The organism is Desulfofundulus luciae, from assembly GCF_030813795.1.
Lineage (GTDB): Bacteria > Bacillota > Desulfotomaculia > Desulfotomaculales > Desulfovirgulaceae > Desulfofundulus > Desulfofundulus luciae.
In genome coordinates this window covers 37,618-53,655 of sequence record NZ_JAUSUX010000018.1, presented here as the reverse complement: position 1 = coordinate 53,655, position 16,038 = coordinate 37,618, and the positions used below count along the sequence as shown (strand labels likewise).

Genomic DNA, 16,038 nt, shown 5'->3' with positions numbered 1-16,038 from the left:
ACACCCGTTCCCATCCCGAACACGGAAGTTAAGCCCTCCAGGGCCGATGGTACTTGGGGGTCTACCCCCGGGAGAGTAGGTCGCTGCCGGAAAATATTTTTCATACCCCCGGTCTATAACCCGGGGGTTTTTAGTTTGCCTGATTGACTTGCCTTTTGTATAACAGGCTACGTTACCCTTAGCCATATAATCTGCCCATCAAATTTGAAAAGAGAAAAGGTTTATCGTCTGCGCAGCAGTAAGAATGACTTGAGCGAGAAGTAGCCAAACTAAGAGGAGGCGAAAGGTTTTCATCAACCCCCGTCACATATTGGATTAATTTCCCATAGCATGGTTTAGGAAATGTTTAGTGACGGAGGGTTTTTGGTGTACCCGTTTCGTTATAAACAGCCTTTCGAGAACAACTGGTATTATGTAACCGATCCTTTGGGTTTCCAGAGCCTGCAGGAGCACGGCAGGCTGATTACTTACCTGATCCCCTTCTGGTACGGCGTGACCTGGGAAGGCGGCCTTGCCGATCAATCCGACCCCCGCTCCCTGGACCTCATTCGCTGCTTAAATCTGCCTGTTCTGGCTATCGTGCATAACTATGCCAGCCCGGAATACCGCACCCTTATTCACGCCCTGTTGACCGATGATGCCCTGCGCCGGGCACTGGTCAACAGCATTTTAAACATGCTCCGGCGCACCGGGTTTGCCGGGGTGAATATTGATTTTGAATTTGTGCCCCCCGAGGACCGGCCATATCTAACCAGATTTATGACCGAACTTTACCAGGTCCTGAAGCCGGAAGGGTTTTTAACCACCATTTCCGTACCGGCCCAGCTGGAAGACAATCCCCGCCATCCATTTTCCGGGGCTTTTAGCTACCCGGAACTGGGTGCGGTGAGCGACCAGGTGTACCTGCTGGCTTATGATGAACACTTTGCCGTGCCGGGGCCGGTTGCCTCCATCGGTTTTGTGCAGCGGGTTTTAACTTATGCCCTTTCGGTAATCCCGCGCATAAAAATCCGGCTGGGCATTCCAGTCTACGGATATGATTGGACCGAAGGGGTGAACATACCGGAAACACTTTCCTACGGTCAGGCCATAGAGCGGGCCAGGGAGCAAGGGGTTACCCCCCGTTATGACGAAGAAGCCCAGGAATGGACCTATACCTACCAGGTGGACGGCGAAACCCACGTCGTGTGGTTTGAAGATGCCCGCAGCTTTGCCGCCAAACTGGCCCTGGTGCGGCGGGAAAACTTACGGGGAATTGGCGTGTGGCGCCTGGGCCTTGAGGACCCCCGTACCTGGTCTCTGGTTGGCACGCTTTAAATTTTGTTATCACACAGGGTTTGTCTATAAAATAATTAAATCGATTTGATAAAGGAAATGTGTAACCAGGTAAAGAAATGTAAGACCTCAAAACACCAGGAGGTCTTTTTTTATGACTGACTATCGCAAGTTATGGTCTGATTTGGGAATGGACCTGGAAAAGCATGACCGGTTGACCAGTGCCCTGCCTCTAATTTATGAAGAGGTTTACCTGCAGCAGCCGGACCGCCCGCAGGCTATGGAGTACTTCGACCTGGTGGTGGCCGAAATCCACAGCCTGAGGATCGCCGAGCTGGTGGAGCACCGCCGGCGGGGAGGCAAAGTTTGCGGGGCCTTTTGCGTGTTCGTACCCGTGGAGATTATTCGTGCCGCCGGAGCCGTTGCCGTCGGCCTGTGCGGCGGCTCCCAGTTCTGGGTTCCCGACGGGGAAAGGGTTTTGCCCCGCAACCTTTGCCCGCTGATTAAAGCGTCGGTAGGTGCCCGCCTTAGCGGTACCTGTCCCTATTTCCAGTCCTGCGATCTCTTAATTGGCGAAACCACCTGCGACGGCAAAAAGAAAGCCTGGGAAGTCCTGGGTGAATATGCTCCCGTTTACGTAATGGACCTGCCCCAGATGAAACGGCCCCGGGACCTGGCTGCCTGGCGCGGGGAGATCGAGTTGTTCCTGGCCAGAATAGAAGAGTTAACCGGCTGCCGGGTGACCCCCGAGAGGCTGGCGGAAGAAATCCGCCTCCAGAACCGGCTGCGTCAAGCACTGGAACGCCTTTACCATACCCGCAAGGCCGATCCGGTGCCCATAAGCGGGAAGGATGCCCTGCTGGTTACCCAGGTCAGTTTTTACGACGATCCCCGTCGCTTCATTGATAAAACGGAAGCCCTGGCCGCGGAAGCCGAGGCACGCATTGCCTCCGGGCAGGGGGTATTTCCATCCGGGGCCCCGCGTATTCTTGTAACCGGCACCCCGATGGCTATTCCCAACTGGAAGCTGCACCACATTATCGAAACAGCCGGCGCCGCGGTGGTTTGCGAGGAAACCTGCACCGGTACCCGCTTTTTCGAGCATCAAGTGGATGAAACCGGACGGACCCTGGAAGAGCAGTTGCAGGCCCTGGCCGAGCGATACCTGAAAATAAACTGTTCCTGCTTTACTCCCAACCCGGGGCGCCTTGAAGATATTTTCCGCCTGGTTGAAGCTTACCAGGTTGACGGTGTCATCTATTACAATTTGCAGTTCTGCCACGGATATGCGGTCGAATATTATGCCGTGGAGAAGGCCTTAAAAGCGCGGGGTATTCCAGTGATAAAAGTGGAAACGGACTATAGCGAGGAAGATACCGGCCAGCTGCGCACCCGGGTGGAAGCTTTCCTTGAAATGTTGCGCTAGGCGGCCTGGAAAGGATGAAAGAACTTAATGACCGTCCTGGGAATTGACATTGGGTCCCGCACCATTGCCATTGCCATTTTAAATGATAAGGGAGAGCTGCTGGCCGGCCAGGTAGCGGACAGCGGGCCCAGCCCCCTGGAGCGTGCCCGGGAGATGGCCGGGAACCTGTCGTCATTCCGGCGTGTAGTGGCCACGGGTTACGGGCGCCACGGCGCCCGGGCGGATTTTGCCACCGATTTGATTACCGAGATCAAGGCCCACGCCCTGGGTGCCAGTCACCTCTTTCCCTCCTGCCGCACCGTGCTTGATATCGGCGGCCAGGACAGCAAGGTGATCCGGTTGGACGAACAGGGCCGGGTGGTGGACTTTATCATGAACGACCGCTGTGCCGCCGGAACGGGTAAATTTCTGGAGATCATGGCCCAGGGGTTGGGGTTGCCTCTTGAGGAAATGGTAGCCGCTGCTTCTGCAAGTGATGGGGGAGTTACCTTAAACAGCATGTGCACCGTTTTTGCCGAATCAGAGGTGGTATCGCTGCTGGCCGCGGGCCAGCCCGTGGGGGCCGTGGCCCGGGCCGTGCTCAACTCCATTTGTGATCGCGCCCAAAACCTGCTTTTACGCTTAGGCATTGAACCCCCGGTGGTTTTCACCGGCGGGGTGGCGGCCATCCCCGGTTTGCCCGTTTATTTTGCCCGGCGCATGGGCCTGCCAGATTTGCTCGTGCCCACACGTCCCCAGTTGGTGGGTGCCCTGGGTGCGGCCCTGTACGGGATAAAGGTAAATAAAGCCACGGGATAGCGCCCGTGGCTTATTTACGTGTGTTCATTTTTTCCCGGAACCAGCGGTGGATGTCATCCAGGGCCGGGGGTGCCACGTAAAACACGTGGATGTCCGCGGGGAACTGGACCCCGTGATCTTCCCGGATAAAAAGCAATCCTGCCTCCCCGTCCCCCAGGGTTTCATCAATGCGGCTGGAGATATGGGCAAATCTTTTTTCGCTGGCCTCCCGGTAGAACTTGCTGATGATATCAAAAGTTTTCTGGCTCATAACTACTGAAAGGCAATTGCCCCAATCCATACTTTCGGTAAATAGTTCCATGTCCTCGGTGGCTTCCAGGCTGGCTCCCCGGTCGTATTTTTCCTTGATGATCCGGTAGCTTTTCTCGTGAAAATTCTCAATAATGCTTAATCCAGTTTCCCCGCTTACGGTAAGGGATTCATGATAAATTTTCTTGATTGGCCCCATTTTCTGTTCCAGGCCGTTTAAATGCTGTTCTACCTGCTGCCAGTAAGCATTGACCTTTTCGGAGAGATCTTCCGGCATCTCCCTGGGGGTATAAATTAAAGGCACCAGATAAATTTTTCTGCCCGCCTGAAAATTATCAATGGAAGGCTTTTCAATCCTGCCGAGCACTTCAGACATAACCGCGACCTCCTCGTTACCGGAACTTGTCCCCTTTGAATATAGCATATCGCCGTGCTTTTTGCCAGCCGCTACAAACTATCCCCTGCGGTGGAAGGGCAACCACCAAGGTAAATCCCAGATTTCCCGCCGCTTTATAAAAACTTTCCCTTTTACAGGAGGAACTTGCTGCTGGCTGGCGAAAAATGACAACAGGTACTTTTTGTTTCCTGATATCCACGGAGGACTTGCTCATGCTGGCCATTGTGAAAAGCACGGCTCTTTACGGACTGATCGGGCAGGTGGTGCAGGTAGAGGTTGACGTAAGTAACGGGCTCCCTTGCTTTGACCTGGTGGGGTTGCCTGATCTGGCCTGCCGGGAATCCCGGGACCGGGTGCGGGCCGCCATGAAAAATTCCGGATTTGAGTTCCCGGCGCGGCGCATAACGGTGAACCTGGCCCCGGCCGACCTGCGCAAGGAAGGTCCCCTTTATGACCTGCCCATTGCCGTGGGCATTCTCGCCGCTACAGGGCAACTGGATCAGTCCGCCGTAGACCGCTATGTGTTTCTTGGTGAGCTATCCCTGAACGGGCAGGTGCGGGGAGTGACCGGCGTGCTGCCCAATGTTCTGGCCGCCCGGGAACAGGGTCTGCAGGCGGTGGTAGTGCCCCTGGATAATGCCGCCGAAGCTGCTCTGGTGAAGGATGTGCAGGTTTACCCGGTACAGAGCCTGGGACAGCTAACCCGTTTTCTGCTTGGGGAAGAGGAGATTTTACCCTATAAGGTGGACCAGGCGGTGTTGATGAACGGGGCTGGCGAAAACGGGCCGGACATGGCCGATGTGCGCGGCCAGACCACGGCACGCCGGGCCCTGGAGGTGGCGGCCGCCGGGGGACACAACCTGCTGATGGTGGGAACCCCCGGCTCGGGTAAAACCATGCTCGCCAGGAGGTTACCGGGCATTTTACCCGATCTTACCTTTGACGAGGCCCTGGAAATTACCAAAATATACAGTCTGGCCGGGTTGCTAAAGCCCGGGGAGCCCCTGGTGAACCAAAGGCCTTTTCGCTCGCCCCATCACAGTGCTTCGGCGGTGGGCCTGGTCGGAGGCGGGCGCCATCCCCGTCCCGGGGAAATCAGCCTTGCCCATCACGGCGTCCTTTTTCTCGACGAGTTGCCGGAATTCCACCGGGACGTGCTGGAGGCTTTGCGCCAGCCCCTGGAAGATGGTGTGGTAACCATCTCCAGGGTAAGCGGTGCGGTGACCTATCCCGCCAGTTTAATGCTTGTGGCCGCTGCCAATCCGTGCCCGTGTGGTTACCTTGGTGATCCTGTTCGTGAATGCACCTGTACCCCCTATCAGGTGCAGCGTTACCTGGGGCGCATTTCGGGCCCCCTGCTGGACCGCATTGATATCCACCTGGAGGTTCCCCGGGTGGATTACGAAGACCTGGCTCGCCGGGAGCCAGGCGAACCGTCGTCAGAGATCAAAAAGCGGGTGGAAAAGGCCCGGGCCATACAGCGCCGGCGCTTTGATTCTTCCGGGATTACCTGCAACGCCCGGATGACCCCGGCCCAGGTTCGCCGTTATTGTTCCCTCACCCGGGAAGCCCGCTCATTGTTTTCATCCGTTTTCCGCCAGTTGAACCTGAGCGCCCGTTCCCATGACAGGGTGCTAAAGGTGGCCCGTACTATTGCCGACCTTGACGGGAGCGATGTCATTGAAGCCGCCCACCTGGCCGAAGCGGTGCAATACCGCAGCCTGGAGGCGAGATACTGGCCAGGATAGGGAACTGGCAACAATTCAACAGATTACCAGTTCCATACAGAAATTGGCTTCGCTTGCCCAGAAGTTGATCCTGGAATACGGCCTGGCGGATTGCCAAATTAAGATCCCATGGGATAAGATAATGCTGAAGTTATAACTTATTCTTTGAGGGGAGGTATTGCGAATGGAATGCCATATGGAAAAAAACAAAAGTCAATGTACCTGCACTTATGAGCCCTGTTCCCGGAAAGGAAAGTGTTGTGAGTGTATCGCCTATCACCGTAAACAAAACCAGTTGCCCGGTTGTTTCTTCCCCCCGGATGTTGAAAGGACGTACGACCGTTCCATCGCCCGGTTTATTCAGTCTTACCGCGGTTAAAAACTTCCAATAAACCCGTTTCCTCGGGCCGTTTTTTTCTGGCCAGGGGGTCCGAGAGGTATTCATGAGTACCGCTGGCGGCTACCGCCACTAAAAAAGCGTTTACCAGAGCCAACCCCACCGTTTCCAGGCTTAAGGTTCCACGGACGGCCAGCACAAACAGTTGGGTGAAAAAAGCGACCGCGATGGCCAGAGGGCGAACCGCCCAGTCCCCCCACCGCTCCTTTATGGGAGTTTTCAGCAGGGCGGTAACTATGGAAACAAAAAGAACAAGCCCGCCAAATGTGCTTAAAGTTTCTACGGTAAAGAATTCATGGGGGATTTCAGGCATTGGGTTTCCTCCTTTGTGTCTGAGTTATCCTCAAGTTTTAAGAGCGTGATTTAGCTCGAAAGCAAGCGACTTGAGCCAATCGGAAGATCAAACTTAGCGAAATTGAGGACTGAGGCCGGGGCCAAGGCCCTGGATGGCGGAGGCCGGCTCCTGAGGCACGGAAGCCGAATGAGCCGGGAACCCCGCCGGAGTCCGAAAATTGAGCGCTAGTTTGGTCCGCGAGGCTCATGGAGCGAGCGGGAGCTAAATCACGCTTGACGAAAAAAGTGGGGATACCTCAGCCTTTGTGTCGCGCTTTTGCTGTATACTATGTAGGCCATGTATGATGTGTACCCATACACAGTTGAAGCATTACACCAGGAAGGTCGTGGAAACAGTAAAGGATCTTGTGTGAGCCATAAGGGGGGTGTGATTTTTTGGTACGCAAGCGCGTTTATATCAGCGGCAAAGTGCAGGGCGTGTACTTTCGTGTTTATACCCGGGATGCGGCCGTCAAATTTGGCGTAACCGGCTGGGTGCGTAACCTCAAAGACGGCCGGGTGGAGGCCGTCTTCGAAGGTGAAGATGGGGCGGTAGAGCAAATGCTCCGCTGGTGCTGGGAAGGGTCGCCTTCTTCCCGGGTGGAAAAAGTGGAAGTGATTGATGAACCATACCGGGGAGAATTCAATGAATTTACCATTGCTTCTACGGTCTAGCTTTTTAGAGCTCCTTTTTACCGCGGGGGTTTATTTTTTATTTCAAGCATTTTTTCTTTTCAGTAAAAAAGGAATCCATCGTATTATCGCGAAATAACAATATAGCAACTCAATTGTAAAAAGGGGGATCAACCATGGATGAAAAAAGGAAAAGAATATTAATTATCGGAGGCGTGGCGGCGGGGCCGAAAGCGGCTGCCCGGGCCAGGCGCTGCGATCCCGGGGCGGAAATAACTATTGTTGAAGAGGGAAGTTTTCTTTCCTATGCCGGTTGCGGCATGCCCTTTTACATTGGAGGCATGGTGGAAAAGCATGAGGAGCTTATGGCCACGCCGGTGGGAGTTGTCCGGGATGCAGCCTTTTTCCGCAACGTCAAGGACATTAACGTACTCACGGGCACCAGGGCCGAAGCCATCGACCGGGAAAATAAGACCGTCCGGGTGACCAATTTAGCCACCCGTGAAACTTGCGACCTCCCCTACGACAAGCTGGTTCTGGCTACCGGCAGCAAACCGGTCCGGCCACCCATTCCAGGTATGGATCTGGCTGGAGTGTACACGCTGGGAAACCTGGAGGAAGCCCGGGCCGTCCGCCAGGCGGTTGAGCAGGGTGCCCGCCGGGTGGTCATTATTGGCGGCGGCTTGATTGGCCTGGAACTGGCTGATGTCCTGGGAACAAAAGCCGAAATCACTATCGTGGAGATGATGGACCACGTTTTATCAACCCTTTTAGACCCGGAGCTTTCCATCCTTGTGGAAAGGGTTCTGCGCGGCAAAGGTGTGCAATTAATCCTGGGCAGCAGGGTGGAACGCATTGAAGGTGATGGGAATGGTGCAGTGGTTCGGGTCGTCACCACCGCCGGTTCCTTTGACGCGGATCTGGTGGTTGTGGCGGCGGGGGTAAGGCCGCGGGTAGAACTGGCCCGGGAAGCGGGGCTTGAGCTCGGGGAAACGGGAGCCATTAAAGTAAATGAGTATCTGCAGACTTCGGACCCGGATATCTATGCCGGCGGGGATTGCGTGGAAAACATCCACCTCATTTCCGGCCGGCCGGTATACACCCCCATGGGTTCCGTGGCCAACCGTCACGGCCGGGTAATTGGCGATAACGTTGCCGGAGGCCGGGACACTTTCCCCGGTGTGCTGGGAACGGCCATTCTCAAAGTTTTTGAAATGAATATCGGCCGTACGGGCCTTTCCGAAAGCGAAGCCCGCCGCCTGGGTTACCATGTAGAGTCCTTTATCTGTCCTGCGCCCGACCGGGCCCATTTTTACCCGGGAAGCAAGCCCATTATCATCAAGCTGGTGGCCGATGCTTCCACCCGCAAGCTTCTGGGTGCCCAGATCCTGGGGCCAGGGGATGTTAATAAACGTCTTGATGTAATGGTGGCAGCCCTGAGCATGGGAGCCACGGTGGATCAACTGGCCACCTTTGACCTGGCCTATGCGCCGCCCTTCTCCACCGCCCTGGATCCCCTTACCCATGCTGCCAATTGCCTGCGCAACAAGCTTGACGGGCGGGCCAGATCCATCAATCCCCTGGAGGTGAAGAAACGCCTGGAGGCGGGGGAGGATTTTGTGCTTCTGGATGTGCGTACCCCGGCGGAGTTTAATGAAGTACGCCTGCCCTATCCCAATGTGGTATTCATACCCCTGGGCAAGCTGCGGGAGCGGGCTAAGGAACTGCCCAAAGACCGGGAAATCATTGTTTTCTGCAAGGTGAGCCTGCGGGGCTGGGAGGCGCAGACCATTCTGGAAAGCCTGGGCTTTACAAACGTGAGCTTCTTTGAAGGAGGCATTGCCGCCTGGCCCTTTGAGCTGGATACCAGCCCGCGCCAGTCATAAGGCTTAATAACTACGGGCGCCCGGTGGTTTTCTCATCCGGGCGCCTTAATCTTTTTCCATTGCCAGGCTTGTGGGAGTTCATTTATAATCTACTTGAGGTAGGAAGCATGCAAAAAATGGTAAAAGAAAAGGTCTGGCGTGTTAAAGAAGAGAATCCGGTTTTGCAGCAAATCCTTTCCCGGAAATTGGGAATCTCGCCGCTGCTTGCCCGTCTACTGGTCAACCGGGGAGTGTTGACGGTTGAAGATGCCCGGCTTTTTCTTAAGGGCAATTTAAATCAGGCGGGAGATCCATACCTGCTGCCGGACATGCACCGGGCGGTAGAAATAATTCTCGCGGCCATAAAGAACCGGAAGAATATCCTGGTTTACGGAGATTATGATGCCGACGGTGTTACCGCCACCGCCCTTATGGTGAAGGTTTTGGAACGGCTGGGTGCCCGGGTGGATTACTACATACCCCACCGCCTGACCCAGGGCTACGGCTTGCATGAAGGGGCGTTGCATTGGGCGCGGCAGGCCGGGGTGGATCTCCTCGTCACCGTGGACTGCGGTATCAGCGCAAAAAAGGAGGTGGAAGCAGCAAAGAGGGCCGGCGGGCCGGAGATCATCATCACCGATCACCACCAGGTGCCGGAGGAAATCCCTCCCGCACTGGCGGTAATTAACCCGCAAAGGAGGGACTCCTTCTATCCCTTCAAGGAACTGGCCGGGGTAGGGGTGGCCCTGAAACTGGCCCAGGCGCTTTTGCAGGCCGCCGGCGAGGGAGAAACTGCCTGGCATGATTACCTTGACCTGGCCTGCGTGGGGACGGTAGCCGACATTGTTCCCCTTACGGGGGAAAACCGCCTGCTGGTAAAGCACGGTTTACCCAAACTGGCGGCTACCGCCAATCCCGGACTGCAGGCCCTGATGCAGGTAAGCGGCGTGAAGGCGGAAAAAATAGGCACCAGGGAGGTGGGCTTCGCCCTGGCTCCCCGGTTGAATGCTGCCGGCCGCATGGGTGACTCCCGGATGGCCGTGGAACTCCTGCTTTGCCGGGACCCGGTACGGGCCGGGGAACTGGCGGCACAACTGGACCGGGAGAACCGGGAGCGCCAGCAGGTGGAGTCCCGGGTTCTGGCGGAGGCCCTGGGTATGCTGGATGCCCTGGGGCGCACCCGGGATCTGGTGGTGGTACTGGCTTCACCCGGCTGGCATCCGGGGGTGATTGGCATTGTAGCCTCCAAGCTGGTGGAAATTTTATACCGGCCCGTGCTGCTGGTATCCCTGGATGGCGGCCAGGGGAAGGGTTCCGGCCGCAGTATTCCCGGTTTTCACCTGTACCAGGCTTTATCTTCCTGCCGGGAGCATTTGCTGGCCTTTGGGGGGCATGAGGGTGCGGCGGGTTTCACAATAGCTGCCGACCGGGTGGACGCCTTGCGGGAAGCGATTAATAATTATGCCGCCGGCGTTATGTCCCCGGACTTGCTGCGCCCCGGGCTGGACATAGACGCCCTGGTTTCCCTGGAAGACATTCCCTGTGAAGTGGTGGCCGAGCTGGACAACCTGAGCCCTTACGGCCACGGCAACCCAGAGCCGTTGCTGGCCTGCTGCGGTGTGGCGGTAATTAATTGCCGGGAAGTGGGGCGGGACGGCCGCCACCTGAAACTGCTGGTGCGGGAGAATGGAACGGTACGGGACAGCATTGGTTTTGATCTCGTCGGTTATCTGGAGAATCTTGCTCCGGGGGAAACCGTGGATCTGGCGTTTGTGCCTTCTCTCGACCAGTGGAACGGCAATGTACGGGTGCAACTGGAAATCAGGGATCTGCGACGGGCCGGAGAATGGGAAGAAGTATCAACACGGCAGGAACCTGGCATATCCCCGGACCGTGGGATGGATGATTTTCTGGTTGCCCTGCATACGGAAGCTGAAAAATCTCCAGTCCGGAGCCCTTATTTCTTTTTACCTGAATTTATCCAGCGTAAACTGGCAGAACATGAGCAAAAAGTGTCTGGCTCTCTTGCGGCGGTCTCTCTTGCGGCGGTACTGAAAATTCCTTGCAGCCTGGATCACCGCGCCACTGCTCCACGGGTTGCCTGCTCTGCAGAAGGGGTAACGGATATACTGCAGCAAACCGCAGAACTCCCCTTTCGGATAGTGGATCTACGTGGGCAATCGGCCCGGCCATCGTGGCTCGCCGGGCTGGCCGACGCGAGGCAGCGTCTTTTAGTGGTAGTCGGTTCGGCCCACCGCACGGTGGAGCTGGCCCTTTACCTGCGGCGGGCTTGTTCCGGCCCAGGTAGGCAGGTGGCCTTTTGCCACCCCTGGCTGAACCGGCAGCAGCAGGAGGCGTTACGCCAGCTTTTTGCCCGTGGGGAGATAAACGTATTGCTGACCACACCGGCTCTGGCTCCTGCCCTGGCCGGTGCCGGGACCGACCACCTGGTGGTTTATAACCTGCCCTACCACCGGGAGGAGTGGGACCTGCTGCTGGCGGCGGCCCTGGCGGGGGAAGCCGGGTCCCTCTGGCTGCCCTTTGGTGCGGAAGACATGCAGGAGGCCCGTTTTTACCTGGCGGCCCTGGCGCCGGACAGGGATCCCCTGGCCAGGTTGTATGCTCTTTTACACCGGCTTACCAGGGGGAACGGTGTTCGCCTGATTGCCCGGGAGGCCGGACCGGTAAAAACGGATGGGGATAGCTTTTCCCGCCAAATGGCCGGCTTGTTGCGTCGCGGCGGCTGCCCCTGGGTGCAGGATTTCACGGTGGGACTGGGTTTGAAGGTCTTTTTTGAGCTGGGTTTGGTGGAGTGGTCGCCCCCGGGAAGCGGGTGGCCGGTTTCTTTGCGTCCTGCGTGCGGGCAAAAGCTGTCCCTGGACGCATCCCCCACTTACCGCCGGCTGCACCAGCTCAAAAAAGAGGCCCTGGCCTGGCAAAAACACGCCCTGGAAGCCCCCGTCCGGGAAATTGTTACCGGTTCTTTAACAGAAAGGAGGCGGTAAGATGGACGTGAAACAGAAAATTCGCGTGATTCCGGACTATCCCCGGGAAGGAATCAGCTACAAAGACATTACTCCTTTGTTGCGGGACGGTCAGGCCTTCCGCTATGCCGTCCAATCCCTGGCCGCCGAGTGCAAAAATAAAGGGTCAGAACTGGTGGTCTGTCCCAAGGCCCGCGGCTTAATGATCGGCGCACCACTGGCCTACATCCTGGGAGTTGGGCTGGTGGTTTTGCGCAAGCCGGGCCAACTGCCCGGAGAAGTTTTTACCTGGCACTACGACCTGGAGTTTGGCGGCGATGCCCTGGAAGTGCACCGGGACGCCATCCGGCCGGGGCAGAAGGTGCTGGTGGCCGATGAACTTCTGGCCACCGGCGGTACGGCCTACAATGCCATCCGGCTGGTGGAGGAACTGGGAGCAGAAGTGGTGGGGGCAGTCTTTTTGATTGAACTAACCGGGCTTGGGGGCCGGGTTAAACTAAGAAATTATGACACAATCTCCCTGGTGCAGTATAATTATTAAAGGAACAGTTTTTGCTTAACTTCAGGGAAGTGACTTACATGCTCCAGGATCTGGTACACAGGGTAATTTTATATCATCCACAGGCAGACGTGGCCCTTTTGAGCAAGGCCTACCGTTTTGCGGAACAGGCCCACCGGGACCAGAAGCGCATCTCGGGAGAACCCTTCATCACCCACCCCGTGGCGGTAGCTCATATTCTGGCGAACCTGGAGATGGACCTGCAGACCCTGGTTGCCGGCCTGCTCCATGACGTGGTGGAAGATACCAGCGTCACCCTGGAGGAAATCAAGACCGCCTTTGGTGACGAGGTGGCCCTGCTCGTAGACGGAGTGACCAAGTTAAGCCGCCTTGAGTACCGGTCCAAGGAGGAGCATCAGGCGGAAAATTTGCGCAAAATGTTTTTGGCCATGGCCCAGGACATCAGGGTAATCCTGATTAAACTGGCGGACCGTCTGCACAACCTGCGCACCTTGAAATACCACACTGAAATCAAGCAAAAGGAAATAGCCAGGGAAACCCTGGAGATCTACGCTCCCCTGGCCCACCGCCTGGGTATATATCATTTGAAATGGGAACTGGAAGATCTGTCCTTCCGTTACCTGGAGCCGGAAAAGTATTACGAGCTGGCCGAGCGGGTGTCCCGCACCAGGCGGAAGCGGGAAGAATATATCAGGGGAGCCATTCAGATTTTACGGCGGAAGCTGGCCGAAGTAGGTATTTTTGCCGACATCCAGGGGCGGCCCAAGCATCTGTACAGCATTTATACCAAAATGGAAAAACAACAAAAGGATCTTAGTGAAATTTACGATGTGATGGCTGTACGGGTGGTTGTAGAATCAATACGGGACTGCTATGCCGTCCTGGGTACAGTGCATACCCTCTGGAAGCCCATCCCCGGGCGTTTTAAGGACTACATTGCCATGCCGAAATCAAATATGTACCAGTCCCTCCATACCACCGTTGTCGGCCCGCAGGGAGAACCCCTGGAAATCCAGATCCGCACCTGGGAAATGCACCGTACGGCCGAGTACGGTATTGCCGCTCACTGGCGGTACAAGGAAGGCGGCAAAACGGACCGGGACCTGGATCAAAAGCTGGCCTGGTTGCGGCAGATTCTGGAATGGCAGCGGGAGTTGCGGGATGCCAGGGAATTCATGGAAAGCTTAAAGATCGACCTGTTCTCCGACTCGGTGTTTGTCTTTACGCCGAAGGGAGATGTGGTGGAACTTCCGGCGGGATCGGTGCCCATTGATTTTGCCTACCGGGTGCACACGGAGGTGGGGCACCGTTGCGTGGGGGCCAGGGTCAACGGGCGCATTGTACCCCTTGACTACCAGTTGAAAAACGGCGACATTGTCGAGATTCTCACTTCCAAAAACGCCGTGGGACCCAGCCGGGACTGGCTCAACGTGGTCAAGACCTCCCAGGCCAAGAACCGCATCCGCCAGTGGTTTAAAAGGGAACAGCGGGAGGAGAACATCCTCAAAGGGCGGGAGGCGCTGGAGCGGGAGGCCCGCAAGCAGGGTGTGGATGTGGAATTACTCAAAGGGGAGAAGGTTGTACAGTTCGGGCGGCGGTTCAACCTGGTCACCGTCGAAGATGTGTATGCGGCCGTGGGCGACGGTACCCTCACCGCCCAGGCGGTAATAAACCGCCTCAGGGAAGAAATCAAGAAGCCAAAGGAAGAAATCAAAAAACCAAAGGTTCCGCCCGGAACAACCCAGCCTGTAAGGGTGAAATCCCACCAGGACTCCACATCCGCCCAGGGGATCCGGGTTAAAGGGACCGGCAACCTCCTCATCCGGCTGGCCCACTGCTGCAACCCCATACCCGGAGACCCCATTATCGGCTACATTACCCGGGGGAGGGGAGTGTCCATTCACCGGGTAGACTGCCGCAATGTGGTTTTGTTTCAGCAGGGCGAAAAGGATCGTTTGGTGGAAGTAGCCTGGGATGGGGATTTCCAGTCTCCTTTCCTGGTTAAACTGGAAGTGTCCGGTATGGACCGGGCCTGGCTTTTGAGCGATGTCATGGCTATCTTGAGCGAATTGAAGATCAGTGCCAACTGGGTAAATGCCCGGGGGCTGAAAAACCAGCAGGCCATAATTGAATTGCTGCTGGAAATGAAAAGCAAGGAGCAGCTTGATTTAATTGTCAATCGCATTAACCGGGTAAAGGATATATACGAAGTCAGGCGCACCAGCTAAAAGCGCTAAAAGAGGGATTGATCATGCGGGCAGTAGTGCAGCGGGTAACCAGGGGTTCGGTCACGGTTGATGGGAAACGGGTGGCGGTTATCGGTCCCGGGCTCGTGGTGCTGCTGGGGGTCGGGCGGGAAGATGACGCCGGTGATGCTCGTTACCTGGCGCAAAAAGTGGCCCGTTTACGCATTTTTGAGGACGAACAGGGGAAAATGAACCGCTCGGTGCTGGATACCGGGGGTGAAATGCTCATTGTCTCCCAGTTCACCCTTTACGGTGACTGCCGGCAGGGCAGGCGGCCCGGTTTCGACCGGGCCGCCAGGCCGGAACAGGCCCAGGAGCTCTACGAGCTTTTTGTCCGCCTGCTGCGGGAAGAGGGCCTGGCAGTGGCCACCGGCGTTTTTGGTGCTTACATGCAGGTGGAGATCATCAACGACGGCCCTGTGACCATGCTCCTGGACAGTAAGAAGGAATTCTAGTGGAGCGACGTAAGTCAAGAAAACAAGGAGGTATGCTTGTTGATTTTAGAGGGATTTCCCGTAGGATCTATGGAAGCCAACTGTTACATCATCGGTTGCCCGGAAACCAAAGAAGCTGCCGTGGTGGATCCCGGGGCCGAGGGGGGTCGCATTTTACGCCGCCTGGAACAATTGGGCTTGAAATGCCGCTATATCATTTTAACCCACGGCCACGTAGATCACATCGGTGCCCTGGGACAGGTTAAAGAGACTACGGGGGCCGAGGTGCTCATCCACCGGGATGATGCCCACATGCTTACCAGCGCTGGCAGCAACCTTTCCCTCTACATGGGTTTATCCATCAGTTACCCCCCGGCAGATCGTTTTCTGGAGGACGGAGATATGATTACCGTGGGGAGGCAAACCCTGCGGGTTATACATACCCCTGGCCACACTCCCGGCGGCATATGCCTGGAGGTGGTAGACAGTCTCATTACCGGGGACACCCTTTTTGCCGGTTCAGTGGGCCGCTCCGACTTTCCGGGGGGCAGCCACCAGCAGTTGATCAAATCGATTAAAGAAAAACTCCTGTGCTACCCGCCGGAAACCAAAGTGCTCCCCGGCCACGGGCCGGCTTCCACTATTGGTGAAGAAGCCAGGTACAATCCCTTCCTGAACGGGCGGTGGTAACCAATGGCCGGAAATGTTCCGGCCTTTATCTTTTTGATTGCTTTAATATAGAACCCTTTGATTA

The 16,038-nt window shown here is 56.4% G+C and carries 14 protein-coding genes and 1 rRNA gene; 13 read left to right on the top strand and 2 right to left on the bottom strand.

All coding sequences use genetic code 11. The features are described 5' to 3' along the window. The 4 genes from rrf to J2Z49_RS10760 form a co-directional block, all read left to right on the top strand. Positions 1-92 (top strand): 5S ribosomal RNA (gene rrf / locus J2Z49_RS10775); the annotation flags it as partial. A 274-nt stretch (positions 93-366) separates the two neighbouring features. Further along, complete coding sequence (locus tag J2Z49_RS10770) at positions 367-1,317, top strand: glycosyl hydrolase family 18 protein (protein WP_307402966.1); 951 nt, start codon at positions 367-369, stop codon at positions 1,315-1,317. A 112-nt stretch (positions 1,318-1,429) separates the two neighbouring features. Further along, positions 1,430-2,701, top strand: coding sequence for a double-cubane-cluster-containing anaerobic reductase (locus J2Z49_RS10765; protein ID WP_307402965.1), 1,272 nt, complete (start codon positions 1,430-1,432; stop codon positions 2,699-2,701). A gap of 27 nt (positions 2,702-2,728) precedes the next feature. Next, a complete protein-coding gene (locus J2Z49_RS10760) occupies positions 2,729-3,499 on the top strand; it encodes an acyl-CoA dehydratase activase (protein ID WP_307402962.1) in 771 nt (256 codons plus the stop codon). Positions 3,500-3,509: 10 nt separating this feature from the next. On the opposite strand, the gene J2Z49_RS10755 is transcribed toward J2Z49_RS10760, so the two are convergent. Next, positions 3,510-4,124, bottom strand: coding sequence for a hypothetical protein (locus tag J2Z49_RS10755; protein ID WP_307402961.1), 615 nt, complete (start codon positions 4,122-4,124; stop codon positions 3,510-3,512). Positions 4,125-4,357: 233 nt separating this feature from the next. Here J2Z49_RS10755 and J2Z49_RS10750 point away from each other — a divergent pair, with 233 nt between their 5' ends. Both J2Z49_RS10750 and J2Z49_RS10745 read left to right on the top strand, forming a co-directional pair. Beyond that, on the top strand, positions 4,358-5,893 hold the full coding sequence (locus J2Z49_RS10750; RefSeq protein ID WP_307402958.1) for a YifB family Mg chelatase-like AAA ATPase: 1,536 nt from the start codon (positions 4,358-4,360) through the stop codon (positions 5,891-5,893). A 163-nt stretch (positions 5,894-6,056) separates the two neighbouring features. Continuing rightward, complete coding sequence (locus tag J2Z49_RS10745; RefSeq protein WP_307402957.1) at positions 6,057-6,251, top strand: DUF6485 family protein; 195 nt, start codon at positions 6,057-6,059, stop codon at positions 6,249-6,251. On the opposite strand, the gene J2Z49_RS10740 is transcribed toward J2Z49_RS10745, so the two are convergent. Next, on the bottom strand, positions 6,229-6,582 hold the full coding sequence (locus J2Z49_RS10740; protein WP_307402955.1) for a hypothetical protein: 354 nt from the start codon (positions 6,580-6,582) through the stop codon (positions 6,229-6,231). The genes J2Z49_RS10745 and J2Z49_RS10740 overlap by 23 nt on opposite strands. A gap of 416 nt (positions 6,583-6,998) precedes the next feature. Here J2Z49_RS10740 and J2Z49_RS10735 point away from each other — a divergent pair, with 416 nt between their 5' ends. The 7 genes from J2Z49_RS10735 (at position 6,999) to J2Z49_RS10705 (ending at position 15,974) form a co-directional block, all read left to right on the top strand. Continuing rightward, complete coding sequence (locus tag J2Z49_RS10735; protein WP_307402953.1) at positions 6,999-7,277, top strand: acylphosphatase; 279 nt, start codon at positions 6,999-7,001, stop codon at positions 7,275-7,277. A 134-nt stretch (positions 7,278-7,411) separates the two neighbouring features. Continuing rightward, positions 7,412-9,121: an FAD-dependent oxidoreductase gene (locus tag J2Z49_RS10730; protein WP_307402951.1), complete on the top strand. Its 1,710-nt coding sequence runs from the start codon at positions 7,412-7,414 to the stop codon at positions 9,119-9,121. 116 nt (positions 9,122-9,237) lie between these two features. Further along, complete coding sequence (gene recJ, locus J2Z49_RS10725; RefSeq protein ID WP_307402949.1) at positions 9,238-12,105, top strand: single-stranded-DNA-specific exonuclease RecJ; 2,868 nt, start codon at positions 9,238-9,240, stop codon at positions 12,103-12,105. A gap of 1 nt (position 12,106) precedes the next feature. Continuing rightward, positions 12,107-12,625 carry an adenine phosphoribosyltransferase gene (locus J2Z49_RS10720; RefSeq protein ID WP_307402947.1) on the top strand — a complete coding sequence of 173 codons (519 nt, stop codon included), beginning with the start codon at positions 12,107-12,109 and terminating at the stop codon, positions 12,623-12,625. Positions 12,626-12,663: 38 nt separating this feature from the next. Further along, entirely contained in the window at positions 12,664-14,832 is a 2,169-nt protein-coding gene (locus J2Z49_RS10715; RefSeq protein WP_307402945.1) for a RelA/SpoT family protein, read from the top strand. Between the two features lie 23 nt (positions 14,833-14,855). Further along, positions 14,856-15,305, top strand: coding sequence for a D-aminoacyl-tRNA deacylase (gene dtd, locus J2Z49_RS10710; protein ID WP_307402944.1), 450 nt, complete (start codon positions 14,856-14,858; stop codon positions 15,303-15,305). A gap of 39 nt (positions 15,306-15,344) precedes the next feature. Beyond that, positions 15,345-15,974, top strand: a complete 630-nt coding sequence (locus J2Z49_RS10705) for an MBL fold metallo-hydrolase (protein ID WP_307402942.1) — start codon at positions 15,345-15,347, stop codon at positions 15,972-15,974. The last annotated feature ends 64 nt before the right edge of the window (positions 15,975-16,038 follow it).